The organism is Acrocarpospora catenulata, from assembly GCF_018476525.1.
Classification (GTDB): Bacteria; Actinomycetota; Actinomycetes; order Streptosporangiales; family Streptosporangiaceae; genus Acrocarpospora; species Acrocarpospora catenulata.
The window spans coordinates 1-14,514 of the sequence record NZ_JAHCST010000107.1 but is presented as its reverse complement, the minus strand read 5'-3'; the positions used below and the strand labels follow the sequence as shown (position 1 = coordinate 14,514).

The 14,514-nt window shown below is 71.2% G+C and carries 20 protein-coding genes; 11 read left to right on the top strand and 9 right to left on the bottom strand.

The window, feature by feature from the left end; genetic code table 11:
- The 7 genes from KIP79_RS45145 to KIP79_RS49945 form a co-directional block, all read left to right on the top strand.
- The coding region (locus KIP79_RS45145; protein WP_214111241.1) for an amidohydrolase family protein at window positions 1–345 on the top strand (345 nt) is incomplete at its 5' end.
- Window positions 342–1,295, top strand: coding sequence for a sugar kinase (locus tag KIP79_RS45140; protein WP_214111240.1), 954 nt, complete (start codon window positions 342–344; stop codon window positions 1,293–1,295). The genes KIP79_RS45145 and KIP79_RS45140, both read left to right, overlap by 4 nt.
- An 8-nt stretch (window positions 1,296–1,303) precedes the next feature.
- Window positions 1,304–1,942 (top strand): orotidine 5'-phosphate decarboxylase / HUMPS family protein, encoded by a 639-nt coding sequence (locus KIP79_RS45135; RefSeq protein ID WP_214111239.1) that lies wholly within the window; start codon window positions 1,304–1,306, stop codon window positions 1,940–1,942.
- Complete coding sequence (hxlB, locus tag KIP79_RS45130) at window positions 1,939–2,499, top strand: 6-phospho-3-hexuloisomerase (RefSeq protein ID WP_214111238.1); 561 nt, start codon at window positions 1,939–1,941, stop codon at window positions 2,497–2,499. Before KIP79_RS45135 ends, hxlB begins: the two co-directional genes overlap by 4 nt.
- A gap of 140 nt (window positions 2,500–2,639) precedes the next feature.
- Complete coding sequence (locus KIP79_RS45125; protein WP_214111237.1) at window positions 2,640–2,924, top strand: DUF1540 domain-containing protein; 285 nt, start codon at window positions 2,640–2,642, stop codon at window positions 2,922–2,924.
- A 76-nt stretch (window positions 2,925–3,000) separates the two neighbouring features.
- Window positions 3,001–3,972: a CapA family protein gene (locus KIP79_RS45120; protein ID WP_214111236.1), complete on the top strand. Its 972-nt coding sequence runs from the start codon at window positions 3,001–3,003 to the stop codon at window positions 3,970–3,972.
- Between the two features lie 52 nt (window positions 3,973–4,024).
- Complete coding sequence (locus KIP79_RS49945) at window positions 4,025–4,828, top strand: alpha/beta hydrolase (RefSeq protein WP_214111235.1); 804 nt, start codon at window positions 4,025–4,027, stop codon at window positions 4,826–4,828.
- A 4-nt stretch (window positions 4,829–4,832) separates the two neighbouring features.
- On the opposite strand, the gene KIP79_RS45110 is transcribed toward KIP79_RS49945, so the two are convergent.
- From KIP79_RS45110 to KIP79_RS45080, 7 genes are all read right to left on the bottom strand, one after another.
- On the bottom strand, window positions 4,833–5,276 hold the full coding sequence (locus tag KIP79_RS45110) for a rhodanese-like domain-containing protein (protein ID WP_214111234.1): 444 nt from the start codon (window positions 5,274–5,276) through the stop codon (window positions 4,833–4,835).
- 115 nt (window positions 5,277–5,391) lie between these two features.
- Window positions 5,392–5,556 carry a hypothetical protein gene (locus tag KIP79_RS45105; RefSeq protein WP_214111233.1) on the bottom strand — a complete coding sequence of 55 codons (165 nt, stop codon included), beginning with the start codon at window positions 5,554–5,556 and terminating at the stop codon, window positions 5,392–5,394.
- Window positions 5,556–6,173 (bottom strand): class E sortase, encoded by a 618-nt coding sequence (locus KIP79_RS45100; protein ID WP_214111232.1) that lies wholly within the window; start codon window positions 6,171–6,173, stop codon window positions 5,556–5,558. The genes KIP79_RS45105 and KIP79_RS45100 overlap by 1 nt, the downstream gene beginning before the upstream one ends.
- Entirely contained in the window at window positions 6,170–6,988 is an 819-nt protein-coding gene (locus tag KIP79_RS45095) for a heme ABC transporter ATP-binding protein (RefSeq protein ID WP_214111231.1), read from the bottom strand. The genes KIP79_RS45100 and KIP79_RS45095 overlap by 4 nt, the downstream gene beginning before the upstream one ends.
- Window positions 6,985–8,055 carry a FecCD family ABC transporter permease gene (locus KIP79_RS45090; RefSeq protein WP_214111230.1) on the bottom strand — a complete coding sequence of 357 codons (1,071 nt, stop codon included), beginning with the start codon at window positions 8,053–8,055 and terminating at the stop codon, window positions 6,985–6,987. The genes KIP79_RS45095 and KIP79_RS45090 overlap by 4 nt, the downstream gene beginning before the upstream one ends.
- The gene (locus KIP79_RS45085) at window positions 8,052–9,053 is read right to left on the bottom strand and encodes a heme/hemin ABC transporter substrate-binding protein (RefSeq protein ID WP_308170238.1); all 1,002 of its coding nucleotides are present in this window, start codon (window positions 9,051–9,053) and stop codon (window positions 8,052–8,054) included. The genes KIP79_RS45090 and KIP79_RS45085 overlap by 4 nt, the downstream gene beginning before the upstream one ends.
- On the bottom strand, window positions 9,050–9,613 hold the full coding sequence (locus tag KIP79_RS45080; RefSeq protein WP_214111229.1) for a hypothetical protein: 564 nt from the start codon (window positions 9,611–9,613) through the stop codon (window positions 9,050–9,052). Before KIP79_RS45080 ends, KIP79_RS45085 begins: the two co-directional genes overlap by 4 nt.
- Before the next feature lie 138 nt (window positions 9,614–9,751).
- Between KIP79_RS45080 and KIP79_RS45075 the strand changes: the two genes are divergently transcribed.
- From KIP79_RS45075 to KIP79_RS45060, 4 genes are all read left to right on the top strand, one after another.
- Window positions 9,752–10,558, top strand: coding sequence for an LPXTG cell wall anchor domain-containing protein (locus KIP79_RS45075; RefSeq protein WP_214111228.1), 807 nt, complete (start codon window positions 9,752–9,754; stop codon window positions 10,556–10,558).
- Window positions 10,559–10,605: 47 nt separating this feature from the next.
- A complete protein-coding gene (locus KIP79_RS45070; protein WP_214111227.1) occupies window positions 10,606–11,625 on the top strand; it encodes a hypothetical protein in 1,020 nt (339 codons plus the stop codon).
- A gap of 76 nt (window positions 11,626–11,701) precedes the next feature.
- Window positions 11,702–12,649: a WxL protein peptidoglycan domain-containing protein gene (locus KIP79_RS45065; RefSeq protein WP_214111226.1), complete on the top strand. Its 948-nt coding sequence runs from the start codon at window positions 11,702–11,704 to the stop codon at window positions 12,647–12,649.
- A complete protein-coding gene (locus KIP79_RS45060) occupies window positions 12,646–13,575 on the top strand; it encodes a hypothetical protein (RefSeq protein WP_214111225.1) in 930 nt (309 codons plus the stop codon). Before KIP79_RS45065 ends, KIP79_RS45060 begins: the two co-directional genes overlap by 4 nt.
- Here KIP79_RS45060 and KIP79_RS45055 read toward each other — a convergent pair.
- Together KIP79_RS45055 and KIP79_RS45050 are read right to left on the bottom strand one after the other, a co-directional pair.
- Window positions 13,539–13,856, bottom strand: a complete 318-nt coding sequence (locus KIP79_RS45055; RefSeq protein ID WP_214111224.1) for a helix-turn-helix domain-containing protein — start codon at window positions 13,854–13,856, stop codon at window positions 13,539–13,541. The genes KIP79_RS45060 and KIP79_RS45055 overlap by 37 nt on opposite strands.
- Window positions 13,853–14,218 carry a type II toxin-antitoxin system RelE/ParE family toxin gene (locus KIP79_RS45050; protein ID WP_214111223.1) on the bottom strand — a complete coding sequence of 122 codons (366 nt, stop codon included), beginning with the start codon at window positions 14,216–14,218 and terminating at the stop codon, window positions 13,853–13,855. The genes KIP79_RS45055 and KIP79_RS45050 overlap by 4 nt, the downstream gene beginning before the upstream one ends.
- Between the last annotated feature and the right edge of the window lie 296 nt (window positions 14,219–14,514).

Below are 14,514 nucleotides of genomic sequence, written 5' to 3'. Positions count from 1 at the left end.
ACGCCGGTGCTGTGGAACCAGGCCGTTGCCGTACGCGGGCTCGACCCCTGCCTGTTCGTTCAGGTCTCGGCGGAACGCGCCGCCAGAGCGCTCGGCCTGTACCCGCGCAAGGGCAGGATCGCGGTGGGCGCTGACGCCGACCTCGTCCTGTGGGACCCCGCCCACCCGTGGACCGGCGACGACCTCCAGCCGGTCTCGCCCGCGACCTTCTCCCTTTACGACCGGGCCCACGGCACCGGGCTTCCCCGTCATGTCATCGCCGGGGGCCGTCCTGTCGTTCAGGACAGGCGCTTCACGGGAGAAAAGGGCGCTGGGCGCTTCCTCGCCCGTGAACCCCGCCCATGAGCGCACCCGACGTCGTGACCTACGGCGAGATCATGGGCAACTTCGTGGCCACCACGGCAGGGCCGTTGGAGAAGGCCCTGCTGTTTGAGCGACGCCTGGCCGGAGCCGAACTGAATGTCGCGGTCGCGCTGGCGCGCCTCGGCCACCGCGTCGGCTTCGTCGGGCGGGTCGGCGGCGATCCGCTGGGGGACGCCGCCCGCGCCCGCCTGCGTGCGGAGGGCATCGACGGCACACACGTGCTGGTGGACGAAGGCGCGGTCACCGGTATCCAGGTGAAGGGCCGGGCACTCACCGGAGACCCCCGCTACGTGTACTACCGGCGCGGATCCGCCGGATCGCGGCTCACGCCCTCCCCGGAGGCGCTCGGCTACGTGGCGACCGCCAGGCACCTGCACGCGACCGGCATCCCGCCCGCGCTGTCGGCCACGGCCCGGCGGTTCGCGGTCGAGGCGATCGAGACGGCCAGAGACGCCGGCGTCGGCGTGTCCTTCGACCCGAACCTGCGTCCCACCCTGTGGCCGGACCAGGACGAAATGGTACGGGTGGTGGGCGACCTGGCCACCCGGGCGGACTGGGTGCTGCCGGGGATCGCAGAAGGCGAGACGCTGACCGGAAGGCGCGAGCCGCAGGCCATCGCCGACCATTACCTGTCGCGGGGTGCGCGCGGGGTGGCCGTCAAACTGGGCGCCCGCGGCGCCTGCCTGTTCACGCCGGACGCGTCGTGGACGCAACCGCCCTTCCCGGTGCGGACCGTCGACACCGTCGGGGCGGGTGACGGGTTCGCGGCCGGGTTCATCAGCGCCCTGCTCGACGGTCTCGGCGACGAGCAGCGCCTCCAACGCGCCTGCGCGGTGGGCGCCCTGGCCACCGGCAACGAAGGCGACTGCGACGGCATGCCCAGCCGCTCGGAACTGGACGCGCTCCTCGCGGTCGGCCCGGGCGGACGGTAAGTCCTCGCATGGAACTTCAAGTCGCCCTCGACCGGATGACCCTCGACCGCGCGGTGGACCTGGCCGGGCTCGTCGCCCCATACGCCGACTGGATCGAGGTCGGCACCTCTTTGATCAAGCGATACGGCACGGCGGCGATCAGCGCGGTCGTGGACGCGGCCGGTCATGCCCCCGTGGTCGCCGACACCAAGACCGCCGACGACGCCGCGACCGAACTCCACATGTGCTTCGCCGCGGGAGCCAAAGCCGTGACCGTGCTCGGCATGACCACCGACGCCACCGTACGCGCCTGTGCCGCCATCACGGCGGACCTGAGCGCCGAACTGCTCGTCGATCTGCTGGCCGTGCCGCCACCGCGGCGCACCCACCTGCTCGCCGTGATCGGACAGGCTCCCCACGTGCTGTGGGCGCCGCACGTGGGCGTGGACGCCCGGCAGGAGCGGGTGGCCGGGGTCCTCGGCCCATGGGCGCGTGGGTTGCGGGTCGCCGTCGCCGGCGGGCTCACCGCGGCCGACGTGGCGGCCCTGACCCCCGAGTGGCCGCACCTGCGCTGCGTCGTGGGCGGGGCGATCACGTCGGCGCCGGATCCGCTCGCCGCCGTCGTCCAGATGAAGGCCGCCATGCGGCCCGCGGAAGGAAAGTCATGAGCTCCGACCTCCACCTTTTCGACATCGTCCTGTCCGAGATCGCCGGTGTGCTGGCCGGGCTCGACCGCTCCTCGCTCGGCGCGGCCGTGGACCTGCTGGACGGCGCGCCACGGATCTTCGTGGCCGGAGAAGGCAGATCGGGATACATGGCCAGAGCCTTCGCCATGCGTCTGGTGCACCTCGGCCGCACCGCCTTCTTCGTCGGCGACACCTGCACGCCGTCCACTGGCCGTGGAGACCTGCTCGTCGCCGTGTCCGGATCCGGCACCACGTCGGCCGTCGTACGCGCCGCGCGAGCGGTGACCGAAGGCGGCGGCGCCGTACTCGCGGTCACCACCGCGCCGACCGCACCCCTCGCCTCCGGCGCCCGCCACGTCCTGCACGTTCCCGCGGCCACCAAACACCGCCGCGCCGGCGAGGCGGCCACGGTCCAGCCGCTGTCCAGCCTCTTCGACCAGTGCGCACACGTCGTGCTCGACTGCGTCTGCCTGGAACTGGCCCGACGCCACAATGTCACCGACGATCAGGCCAGACGAGCCCACGCGAACACGGAATGACGCCGAACGAAGGGGCGGCAAGTGCCAAGACTTCACCACCCTTCGTGACTACGCGGAGTGAACACCGGCAAGCCAGGGGAGATCGCATCCAGGGGGTTTTGAGGTGGACTCCGCCTCACGTCACGTTCCGGGGGACTGCGATGGAAATGCCTGTTATCAACGCATGCACGGTGGAAGCGTGCGCGTACAACACCGACCGCAACTGCCACGCAATGGCCATCACCGTAGGTGACGTCCAACATGCCCACTGCGACACCTTCTTCAGGGCTCCCAGCAAGGGCGGCGATCCCAGGAACGTGGGCCAGGTCGGCGCATGCAAGATGTCCGATTGCCAGCACAACTCGCAGTTCGAATGTCAGGCTCCTGGCATTACTGTCGGTTATGTGGAGAACGGGGCAGACTGCCTCACCTATTCGCCTGCCTGAGCACGGACGTGGTGGGTGCCTGGCTGAGCAGGGTCTGCGGGGATTGGCAGAATTACCTGTAATGGGGTGACTGCTCATGTCCATCACACTGGCCTTGGCGGGTGACACGATGCTGGGGCGCGGCGTGGCCGACAAGCTGGATCGCACCGCGAAGCCAGAGGCCTTCTTCTCCGCGGAGGTACGCGATCGGCTCGCCGAGGCGGATCTCTTCCTGCTCAACCTCGAATGCTGTGTCTCCGACCGGGGCACGCCGTGGCCGGGCAGGCGTTTCCACTTCCGCGCGCCGCCGCAGGCCGCCGACCTGCTCGCCGCCCTCGGCGTCGGGTGCGTCACCCTGGCCAACAACCACGCCCTCGACTACGGCCACGACGCGCTGCGGGACACCCGCCGGCACCTCCTGCAGGCCGGGATCGGCTGCGTGGGCGCGGGAGAGCACCTCGCCGAGGCGCGCAGGCCGGTCGAGGTCGAGGTCAGGGGCCTACGGATCGCGATCGTGGCCTTCGCCGACCACCCGGAGGACTTCGCCGCCACCGCGTCCCAGGCGGGTATCGCCTACGCCGACCTGGCCGCCGGGACGCCCTCGTGGCTCACGGAGACGATCGCGAGCCTGCGCGACCGCGCCGAGGTGGTGCTGGTCACGCCGCACTGGGGCCCGAACATGGTCACCGAGCCCCTGCCGTACATCCGCACCACCGCGAACGCGCTGCTGAAGTCCGGCGCCACGCTGGTCGCGGGCCATTCGGCGCACGTCTTCCACGGTGTCGAGCCACCCGTCCTGTACGACCTGGGCGACTTCCTCGACGACTACCTCACCGACCGGCTGACCCGCAACGACCTCGGCCTGCTGTGGCTGGTCACCCTGGACGCACACGGCCCGGTACGGCTGCGTGCCCTGCCGCTCGCACTCGGCTACGCCCGCACCCGGGCAGCCGCCGGTGACGACTGGCAGTGGATCCGCGACCGCTTCATCAGCGCCTGCGCCGACCTCGGCACCTCGGCACACGTGGCCGACCAGGACCTGGTGGTCGAGTTCCGCACCCGCCCATGATCCTCGGGTATGCCCTGGGTACGGCGGCGTCATCTCAGCGCGTGGGATTGACGTGCTTGATCGCCGCACGGAGATTGGCCACATGCGTACTTGGAGGTTGGTGTTAGGCGTCGTCTTGGTGCTGGGGGTGTCCGGCTGTAGCCGGGGTTCCACGGATGGGCAGGTCGAGAGGTCCGCGTCGGCGTCGGCCGTGCCGTCCGATGCGCCCAAGCTGGTCGGTTGTAACGCGGGGCCCTCGGTGCCGTTCACGACCATGACGGTGAAGAGTCCGGGTACGGGTGTCGACCTGGCCGTTGGAGTGGCGGGCGAGGGCCCGGTCGGCGTCGTGATCGCGAATACGTTGGTGGGCTATCACTGCGACTGGCTGGTCTGGGCCGACCATCTGGCGAAGAACGGCTTCCGGGTGGCGGTGTTCGAGTACGGGTTCATGCCCCGGACGGTGGGCATCCCCGCCATGCTGGACCACGGCTCCGGTGAGATGATCGCCGTCGCCGAGGAGCTCAGGAAGCTCGGAGCAGAGAAGATCGTCTATGCCGGTGGATCGCTCGGCGGTTCGGTCGCGCTGGCCACGGCCGTCGATCCCGCCGCGCGGGCGGCGGGCGTCATCTCCTTGTCCGGTGGCCTGGACGGACAGCAGGAAACGGTCGAGCGACTCACCGTACCGGCGATCTACGTCGTCGCCGAAGACGACTACACCGGCGGTGCCGTGAATCTCGCCAAGGATCTCCACAAGGCGACGGTGGGCAGCAGCTTGGCCGTCTATCCGGGCGCTCAGCACGCCGGCGAGATGTTCCACGACGAACGGTACGCCGATGAGCTGCTGGCGAAGCTCGACGCCTTCCTTCGGGCTGTCTAACCGGCTAGTCCATCAAACGGACCAAACGCTGATCGGCGCCCTGGCCGGGTCCCCGTGGTCGCGTCGGGACCGCGAGCCGTAGTGAGGGCAGGCCCGCGGTCATCCAGGACTGGAAACCGCCGATCACGTCCGTCGCGTTCGTCAGCCCGAGCTGCCGCAGGACGGCGGCGGCCAGGCTGGAGGAGTAGCCCTCGTCACACAGCACGATCCACTGGATCGCCGACGAGGTGGCCTCCGGGATCCGCGCGTCGCAGGTTGGGTCGAGCCGCCATTCCAGCTGGTTGCGCTCGACCACGACGGCGCCGGGGACCTCGCCGTCGCGCCTGCGCTGGAACTCCGGCCGGGTGTCCACGATGTACGCCCCCGACGACGCGGCGGTCCACGCCTCCTGGGGCGTGAGGCGACGCAGATCTAACCGGATCTTTTCCAGGTACTCGTCGATGCCCACGGAACCCCCTGAGGAGATCGCCGCGCCGAGATCCACGGCACCACCGGTTTGAAGACGAGAAAGGCCACCAGGCACCCGCGCGTCTTCCCGGGGACCATACCAAAGATCCCGATCTTCAGGACGTAGGGCCTACTACGCCGTCGTCGAAGGGGAGGAGGGGTTCGGCCCAGGGGAAGACCACGAACCACAGCAGGGCTCCCACGGCCGTCAGGATCAGGGCGGACAGCAGCAGCTTCGTGGCCGGGCCGCCGGGGAGACGCCGCCAGATCCAGCCGTACATCAGGCCGCTCCCTTCGGCAGGGACTCGGCCAGCTCGGCGTGCACGACCAGCCGTTGGTAGTTGGCCATTCGGGGGTGGCAGGTGGTCAGGGTGAGCATCTCCCGTCGCGCTGGGGCGCCCGGAGCGTCGGGGTTGGGGTCGATCACCTCGACCTGGCCGGGGGTGACGATCCGCTGCCGGACGACCCGGTAGACGAACCGGGTGGAGCGGGTCTCGGCGACGATCTCGTCGCCTTCGCGCAGCAGGTCCAGATCCCAGAAGAACGACGGCGTACGGTGCGCGGCCACGGCGAAGTTGCCGACCTCACCGGGGTCGGCGGTCTCCGGGTAGTGGCCGGGTCCCTTCTTCAGCGCCTTCTGTGAGACCCCTTCGACGACCACCCACGACTTCTTCAGCCGGGGGATGTCCAGCACGCTCACCGGCTCGCTCTCCCGCGCCGGCGGTGGCGCGGCGGCGAGGGGACCGGTGTGGAAGACGGTGTTGAGCCGGTCCTGCTCGGCCTCGGTTTCGGCGGCGGTGCCGTACAGGCCGTAGGCGGCGAACAGTACGAGCAGGACGCCGGCGGTCAGGATCAGCTCGCCCACGCCGTGGATGATCCGGGCCAGCGCGATTCTCATCGCCTCGCCACCACCATCGGGACGCCGGTGCGGGGGTGCGGCAGCACCTCCACGTCGTGCTGGTAGACCTCGCTGAGCAGTTCGTCGGTGAACACCTCGGCGGGCGGGCCGCAGGCGGCGATCTCGCCCTGCGACAGCACCGCGACGCGGTCGGCGTAGGCGGCGGCCTGGCCGAGGTCGTGCAGGACGATCACGACCGCGTCGCCGCCCGCGGCGCGCTCGCGGGCGAGGGAAAGCACGGTCTCGGCGTGGTGGATGTCCAGCGCGGCGGTCGGCTCGTCGAGCAGCAGCAGTGAGGTGCGCTGGGCGAGGACCCTGGCCAGGCCGACCCGGGCGCGCTCGCCGCCGGACAGGGCGGGGAACGGACGCGCGGTCAGCGACGCGGTCGCCGTACGCGCCAGTTCCTCGGTCACGATCTGCTCGTCCAGGTCCTCGGCAGGGGTGCCGGCCCACGGCGCGCGGCCCATCCGCACCACGTCCGCGACGGTGAACGGGAAGGTCAGCGTGAGCTGCTGGGGGAGCACGGCGCGGCGCAGCGCCTGCTCCCTGGCGGACCAGGCGGACAGGGGCCGGCCGTCGAGGCGCACCTTGCCGCCGCCCGCCTGCCGGTCTCCGGCCAGCAGGCTCAGCAGCGTGGACTTGCCCGATCCGTTCGGCCCGACCAGGGCGAGCAGTTCGCCCGCGCGTACCGCCAGGTCGATACGGCGCAGCACGGTCGCCTCGCCGTAGCGGAAGCCGACCTCGCGGGCCTCGGCGTACGCGGTGCCGGGAGCGGGGCGGGGTGGGAGCGCGGGGGCGGCGGGGAGCAGTCTCATGCCCAGCCTCCCTGCCTGGCCCGGGTGCGCAGCAGCAGCCAGAAGAAGAACGGGCTGCCGACCAGCGCGGTGAGCACACCGAGCGGGACCTCCGCAGGCGCGGCGACGGTACGGGCGATGAGGTCGCCGCCGGTCAGCATGAGCGCGCCGCCGAGGGCGCTGGCGGGCAGCAGCGTGCCGTGGTACGGGCCGCAGGCCATCCTGATCAGGTGCGGGATGATCAGCCCGACGAAGGTGATGATGCCCGCCACCGCGACCGCGGCCGAGCTGAGCAGCGCGACCAGTACGACGCAGAGCAGGCGCAGCCACTGCACGTCCACGCCGAGGTGGCGGGCCGAGCGCTCGCCGAGCGAGAGCAGGTCCAGCGGGCGGCCGAGGCGCGGCGCGAGCAGCAGCCCGGCGATCGCGAACGGCGCGACCGCGGCGACGGCGGACCAGGTGGCCGAGCCGAGGCTGCCGAGCTGCCAGAAGGTGATGGAGCGGAGCTGCTCGTTGTCGGAGAAGTACGTCAGCAGGCCGATCACCGCCCCGGTGAAGGCGTTGAGCGCGATGCCCGACAGCAGCAGGGTGATCACCTGGGTCCTGCCGCCCGCGCGGGAGACCCCGTACACGGCCAGGACCGCGACCAGGCCGCCGGCGAAGGCCGCCACGCTCACCGACCAGGCGCCCAGGGCGGTGAACCCGACGAAGATCGACAGCGCCGCGCCGAGCGCCGCGCCGGAGGAGATGCCGATGACGCCGGGCTCGGCCAGCGGCGTGTGGAAGATCCCCTGCATCAGCGCGCCCGCCACGCCCAGGCTGGAGCCGACGAGCAGGCCCAGGAGCACCCGGGGGAGGCGCACGTCCCACAGCACGGTCTCGGTCAGCGGGTCGGGCAGCGCGCCGAGGTCGAGACCCAGCCGGTGGCCCAGCGAGGCGGCGATCTCGGCGGGTCCCGCCGGGTAGGCCCCCAGGCCGGCGGCGGCCAGCGCGACGGCGACCAGTGCGACGGCGAGCCCGGCGATCACGATCGTGCCGCGGACCCGGCCCGCCGCCTGGCCCGCCACTTCGGCGAGTTCGGCGCTCATGCGCGGTACAGCCGTTCCACGAGCAGGTCGAGTGCCTGCGCGGTACGCGGGCCGAAGCTGAGCAGCGAGCCGTCCTCGATGTCCACGATCCGCCGCTGCCGCCCGGCCGGGGTCTGCGCGATACCGGTGATCTTGACAAGGCCGTCGATCCCGCCGACCGACGCCAGGCCCTTGGTCATCACCAGGATCACATCGGGCCGGGCGGCGATGAGCGCCTCGGTGGTGATCGGGCTGAACGCCTTGTCCAGGCCCATCGCCTTGCCCGCGTCGATCGCCCCGGCCGCCTCGATCATGGAGTCCGCCCCCGAGCCCTTGCCGCCGAGGAGATAGACGCCTGCCGTGCCGCGCATGTACAGGAAGGCGACGCGCGGCCTGGGCGCGTCCGCGGGGACCCGGGCACGGGCGGCGGCGATCTGGTCCTCGGTACGCCGGACCAGATCCTCGCCCGCCGGCTCCACCCCGAGCGCGCGGGCGATCGCCCTGATTCGCGGGGCGACCTCGGGCAGACTCCACGCGGGTTCCACGATGACCACCGGAACGCCGGAGTCGCGCAGTTGCCGCATCGCCTCCGGCGGCCCGGTGTCCGGGTCGGCCAGGATCACCGTGGGCCGCAGCGCCAGCACGCCCTCCACGGCCACGTCGTGTGCCCGCGTCACCAGCGGCAGGTCCGCGGCCTGCGGGAACGTGGCGGCGATGTCCCGGCCGACCACGTTGCCGCCCAGGCCCAGGGTGAACACGACCTCGGAGATCGCGCCGGTCAGCGGCAGGATGCGCGCGGCGCTGGCCACGGTCACCTGCCTGCCGTCGGCGGAGCGCACCGTGGCGGGCAGGCGCGGCGTGGGCGTCTGCTCCAGCGGGCGCACCGGGAGCGGGGACGCGGCCACATGCGCGGCCGGGGAGGCCGCCGGTTGCGGCGCGCCGCAACCGGCGAGCGTGAGCATGCCGAGCAGGCAGGCCAGTACGGCGGATCGCACCGCTCGCGCCGAGCCGGGGCTCACCGGCGTGCTCCTCTGCGGCGCAGCAGGAGGACCCCGGCGGCGGCCAGGACGACCACCCCGCCCCCGGCCGCGGCGACCAGGGCGATGGGCGGTCCGCCGCCGAAGGTGACCGGGATCAGCACGTCCTGGGTCCGGTCGGCGCTGCGCGTGTGGTCGGCCCGGGTGACGACCACGCACTCGATCTCACGGCAGTCGAAGACCGGTGACCCGCCGATCCTGGGATTGATCGTCAGCGTGGTCTCGAACGTGCCGCCGGGTCCGTACGGGGTGGCCAGGCCTTCGCCGTACCTGGGCGGTGTGGAGGAGATCCACTTCGAGGAGTCGGTGGCGCCCGTCAGGTCGGCCCCGCCGCCGCAGGGCGTGGGTAACTCGCCGGGCTTCGGCCTGACGCAGAAGGCCAAATAGATGCCCTTGGACTCGTCGTAGCCCGAGCCCTTCACGGTGATCGTGCCGCCTTCTTCCGGCAACTCGGAGGCGGAGATGGACAGCCGCTGGCCGGCCTGCCCGGTGCCGGTCACATCGGCGTACGCGGGGCGGGCGAGGGCGAGGACGCCGACCACGCATCCGATGGTTATGCGACGAAGTGTCATAAAAATGTTGACATCTCCCCACGGGCGCTGATCAAATGCTAGCTCTACAAAGGTAAGCCTTACCTAAGAGGCGGGACAATCCTTGCAGAGAGGCCGAGGAGGGATCAAGTGCGGACAAAGAGGGCAGTGTGCACCGTGCTGCTGGCCATGATCATGGCTCTGGCGTCGGCCGTGCTCGCCTCCGCCGCCTGGGCCGACGTGAGCGCGACTGGTCCGGAAGGCCAGCGGCTGACCGCGGCCAAGGCGGCCATCGACCCCGGCGGCGAGCAGATCCGCCTCACCGGTACGGGCTACGACCTCGGCAAGGGCATCTATGTCGCGGTCTGTGTGGACAGGGGCGCCGGCCAGGCCGCGGGCCCGTGCGTGGGCGGTGTGGATATGGAGGGCTCCGGCGGCAGCTCCAAGTGGATCTCCTCCAACCCGCCCGCCTACGGGCAGGGGCTGGCCACGCCTTACACCGACGAGGGCAACGGCAAGGGCGGCTTCGACATCACGCTGTCCGTCGTCCCCAAGGACGACATCGGCACCGACTGCACCGCGGCCGGTGTCACCTGCGTGATCTACACGCGCGCCGACCACACCCGCAGCGCCGACCGCACCCAGGACGTGAAGATCCCTGTCACCTGGGGCGCGGGCGGCGGCTCGACCCCCACCAGCAGCCCGACCCCGACCCCTGCTTCGACCCCGACCCCGACCGCCACGGTGTCCGCCACTCCAGGCGACAAGGTCGAGACCAAGATCGATGCGGAGGTCGTCGCGGCGCCGACGCCGGTCGTCAAGGCCGGGACGCGGGACGAACTGCCCAAGACCGGGGTGGACGTGTACCTGGTCGCCGTGGTCGGCCTGGCCGTGCTGGCCGGGGGCGGAATCATCGTGATGATCAGCCGAGAGATCCGCTTCCGCCCGCGGCCGTGAGTCTTCACCGGAGATCAGCCGGTGATGCACCGATGAAAGTGAGGAACATGAACATCAGACCCACCGGGCGGCTGCACCGCGCGGTTGTCCTGGCGAGCGGGCTGTTAATCGGCCTGGTCTCGGCCACGGCATGGGCGGGACCGGCCGCCGCCGCCGACGTGGTGGCGACCGGACCGGAAGGCCAGACCCTGAGCACGGCCAAGGCCACCATCGACCCCGCCGGGGAGAGCGTGGTGGTCACGGGCTCGGGCTTCGACATCACCAAGGGCATCTACCTCGCGGTCTGCGTGGACAACGGCCCGGGCCAGGTCGCCTCGCCGTGCGTCGGCGGCGTCGACATGAGCGGGCAGAGCCACAGCATCTACTGGATCTCCTCCAACCCGCCCCCGTACGCCGTGGACGTCGTCAAGCCGTACACCGACCAGGGCAACGGCAAGGGCGGCTTCGAGCTGACCCTGGACATCAAGGCCCAGGACACCCAGGGGACCGACTGCACCGCGTCCGGGGTGCAGTGCGTGATCTACACGCGCGCCGACCACACGCGCAGTTCGGACCGCACCCAGGATGTGAAGATCCCGATCACCTGGGGCACCGACCCGGGTCCCGGCCCCGGCACCGAGGACCCCGTGGCGACCGCGGACCAGTCCATCTCGGTCACCGTGACCGGCGGCGCGCTCTCGCTGGAGGTCGCGGGCGACGCGGTCAGCCTCTCTCCCGCGCCCGTCGGCGGCACCGCCACCGGCCAGATGAACACCGCGACCGTCGTGGACCAGCGCGGCAGCGGCTCCGGCTGGAGCCTGGTCGGCCAGGTGACCGACTTCGCCGGGGACGTGGGCAACATTCCGGCCGCCCGGCTCGGCTGGGCGCCCACCGCCAACGGCTCGGGGGTCACGCCTGGCGGCGCGGTCCAGCCGGGCTCCGGCCTCGGCCAGGCCCAGCCGCTGTGCACCGCGGGGGCGGGCGGCGGCACCGGGTCCACCCAGTGTGACGCGGCGCTCAACCTCGGCATCCCCTCCGATGCCAGGCCGGGCGGCTACAGCGCGACGCTGACGCTCACGCTGTCCTGATGAGACACGTCTGATGAGACACGGGGTGGTGGGCGCCGGAATCGCCCACCACCCCACGCGAAAGGTACTACCCGGCATGAGAACCCCCCTGCTCACCGCCCTCGCCGCCCTCGCCATGCTGGTGCTGCCAGGAGCGCCGCCCGCGTACGCCGACGAGTACCGATGGGCCGTCCAGCCCTCCTCGGCCACCGGCCCCACGGGCAGGGACTATTTCGTCTACGACGCCACCCCCGGCCAGACCATCACCGACTACGTCGGCGTCACCAACCTCGGCAGCGGCCCGCTGACCGTCAACGTCTACGGCACCGACGCCTTCACCACCCAGGACGGCTCGTTCGCCCTGCTCACCGCCGACCGCCCACCCACCGACGTGGGCACCTGGATCGCGCTCGGCGCCACCGGCCACACCATCGAGCCGGGCCGGCGCGCGGACGTGCCGTTCGTCATCACCGTCCCCGAGGACGCCACACCGGGCGACCACGTCGGCGGCGTCGTGGGCTCGGTCGCGGGCCAGGCCATCAGCGGCGACGGCCAGCAGATCAAGGTGGACCGGCGGGTTGCCGCCCGGGTCTACCTGCGCGTCCAGGGTCCGGTACGGCCCATGCTGAGCCTGGAGTCGCTCACGCTGGACTACGACAACCCGCTCAACCCGTTCGGCGGCGGCGCGGCGACCATCACGTACACGGTCAGGAACACCGGCAACGTGCGGATCACCGCCGACGCGGACGTGACGCTGACCGGGCCGCTGGCCTGGCGGCTCGGCGGGTCCGGCCAGACCCTGCCCGAACTGCTGCCAGGAAGCACGATCACCCGCACCGAGCGCTACGCGGGCGCGTTCCCGGCCGGCCGGCTCACCGCCGAAGTCACCCTGGACGCCAATCCGGCCTCGGGGGACACGGCCGGCCTCGACTCGGTCGCCCGCGCCACCGCCGTCTGGGCGATGCCCTGGCCGCTGTTCGCCGTGGCCGTACTGCTGGTCGGCCTGACCGTCTGGCGGATCAGACGCCGGCGGAGAGCGAGGTGACCATCCGCACGGCTGTCATCGTCGCGATCCTGCTCACCTGCCTCGCCTTCCCTTCGCCGGGCGCGGCGAGCCCGCAGACCGCGGGGATCGCCCTGGAGCGTACGGCCGCCGCCGTCGGCGAGACGATCACGGTACGGCTCACCGGCTGGCCACGGGGCAACGTGACCGTCGAGGTCTGCGGCAACGAGCGGCGCGGCGGCTCGGCCGACTGCGCGGTCTCCGCCGCCGTCACCACCGTGGTGCTCGACGGCGGCGCCGAGGTCAGGCTGCCGCTCGCGGCACCGCCGGCCGCCTGCCCCTGTGTGGTGTCCGCCGCCGACCTCACCATGACCACCACCGCCACCACCCCGATCGAGTTGTCCGGCGTGACCGCGTCCGGCGCGCCGGGGCAGGCCGCCGCGCCCCGGCTGAACGTCACCCGGGCCGAGTTCACCGACGGCGTGTCCTGGTGGTGGCTGTTCGGCCTCACCGGGGCGAGCACCCTGGACCTCGTGGTGCGCAACACCGGCGCCGCGCCCGCGGAGAATCCCCGGCTGACCCTCTCGGTGGCCCGCACCGGAGCGACCGCCGCCATCGCCCCTGCCCCCGGCCTCGGCACCATCCCACCCGGCGGTGAGCGCGCCTACCGCATCCCCGTCACCATCGAGGCCCCGGTCCTCGGCCACTACACCGTCTCCGGTCGCATCGACACCGGCAACGCCGCCATCGCCTTCACCGCGGGCGGCACCGTGTATCCGGTCGCGGCCTTGGGGCTGGTCGCCGTCCTGCTCTACGTGTACACGGGCTGGGTCATCTTCGGCACCCCGCTGGCGGAGAGCGCGGCACGATGTCCCGTGTCCGAGAGCGCGGCGGCGGCCAAAAGCGTGCTTCCGGCTGGATCAGGTGGTGGTCAAGCGATTGCGGTGATGTCTCCGTTGTCGAAGTAGATGGCCTGGTGAAGGCGCCCGCCGAGAGCGGCGGCGTAGCGGGCGAGTACGTCCTGTCCGGAGATCTTGCCTTGTTCGATCTGGGAGACCCGTCCTTTGGTCACACCCATTCGTTCGGCGATCTGCTCCTGGGTGAGGCCGCGGGCCCGCCGGATCTCCGCGAGCCGATGTCCGAGGACTTCGGCGAGGAGTTCCCTTTTGCCCTCGGCTACAGCGGCCTCCCCGCCTGCCCGATCGACGTGTTCGGCCCGGATGTCGCTCCACCGCGAATAACCGCTCATCGTCCGTCTCCCTCCTCTTCCGCCCGGAACCTCAGATAGATCCCGTACCGCTTTTCGGCCAGCGGGATCGCCTCGTCGTACCATTCGTTCCACCGACCGGCCTTGTCGCCGGCCACCAGCAGAATGCTGGATCTCCATGGATCGAACGCGAATAGGATCCGTACGGTGCCCGGCCGCAACTCCTTGAGATTCTTGATCGTCGAGTTGGTGATCGTGTCCACCAGAGGCCGTCCCAGACCGGGACCGCCCTCGGCCAGTGCATCGATCGCCTGGACCACTCGCGCGTGCGTGGCATCGTCCAGGCTCTCGATCCACTCGCGCACCTCATCGACGACGTAGATCTCCCACTCGCTCTCCACCATGTGTGAAGTTTAGTAATAGGTATACCTCAACCGCGGGCGGTTCCACCAACCAGGCTCAGTCGAGGTGTCCGCCAAACGCGGGAAGCCCGCATGGGCATGTCACGTCGGCAGAAGCGGAATCAGCCCCCGTCGGGACCCGGAGGACTTCACGGTAGGACGTGTCGTCCTCTAGCCTCGGGCTTTCGTCTGGGCGGCGCGGGACCTGATCGTTTGCATAAGAAAAGTGCTCTCTGAACTGGAAGGATAGGGCTTGTCGAAGGTCCTGTCCGCGCCGAGTTCCGGAGCACTTTTCCCAT

Bases quoted from the DNA above. Each gene is read 5' to 3' on its own strand.
- KIP79_RS45140 (WP_214111240.1), top strand. From the start codon at position 342: ATGAGCGCACCCGACGTCGTGACCTACGGCGAGATCATGGGCAACTTC.
- KIP79_RS45135 (WP_214111239.1), top strand. From the start codon at position 1,304: ATGGAACTTCAAGTCGCCCTCGACCGGATGACCCTCGACCGCGCGGTG.
- hxlB (WP_214111238.1), top strand. From the start codon at position 1,939: ATGAGCTCCGACCTCCACCTTTTCGACATCGTCCTGTCCGAGATCGCC.
- KIP79_RS45125 (WP_214111237.1), top strand. From the start codon at position 2,640: ATGGAAATGCCTGTTATCAACGCATGCACGGTGGAAGCGTGCGCGTAC.
- KIP79_RS45120 (WP_214111236.1), top strand. From the start codon at position 3,001: ATGTCCATCACACTGGCCTTGGCGGGTGACACGATGCTGGGGCGCGGC.
- KIP79_RS45105 (WP_214111233.1), bottom strand. From the start codon at position 5,556: ATGTACGGCTGGATCTGGCGGCGTCTCCCCGGCGGCCCGGCCACGAAG.
- KIP79_RS45100 (WP_214111232.1), bottom strand. From the start codon at position 6,173: ATGAGAATCGCGCTGGCCCGGATCATCCACGGCGTGGGCGAGCTGATC.
- KIP79_RS45095 (WP_214111231.1), bottom strand. From the start codon at position 6,988: ATGAGACTGCTCCCCGCCGCCCCCGCGCTCCCACCCCGCCCCGCTCCC.
- KIP79_RS45090 (WP_214111230.1), bottom strand. From the start codon at position 8,055: ATGAGCGCCGAACTCGCCGAAGTGGCGGGCCAGGCGGCGGGCCGGGTC.
- KIP79_RS45070 (WP_214111227.1), top strand. From the start codon at position 10,606: ATGAACATCAGACCCACCGGGCGGCTGCACCGCGCGGTTGTCCTGGCG.
- KIP79_RS45065 (WP_214111226.1), top strand. From the start codon at position 11,702: ATGAGAACCCCCCTGCTCACCGCCCTCGCCGCCCTCGCCATGCTGGTG.
- KIP79_RS45055 (WP_214111224.1), bottom strand. From the start codon at position 13,856: ATGAGCGGTTATTCGCGGTGGAGCGACATCCGGGCCGAACACGTCGAT.
- KIP79_RS45050 (WP_214111223.1), bottom strand. From the start codon at position 14,218: ATGGTGGAGAGCGAGTGGGAGATCTACGTCGTCGATGAGGTGCGCGAG.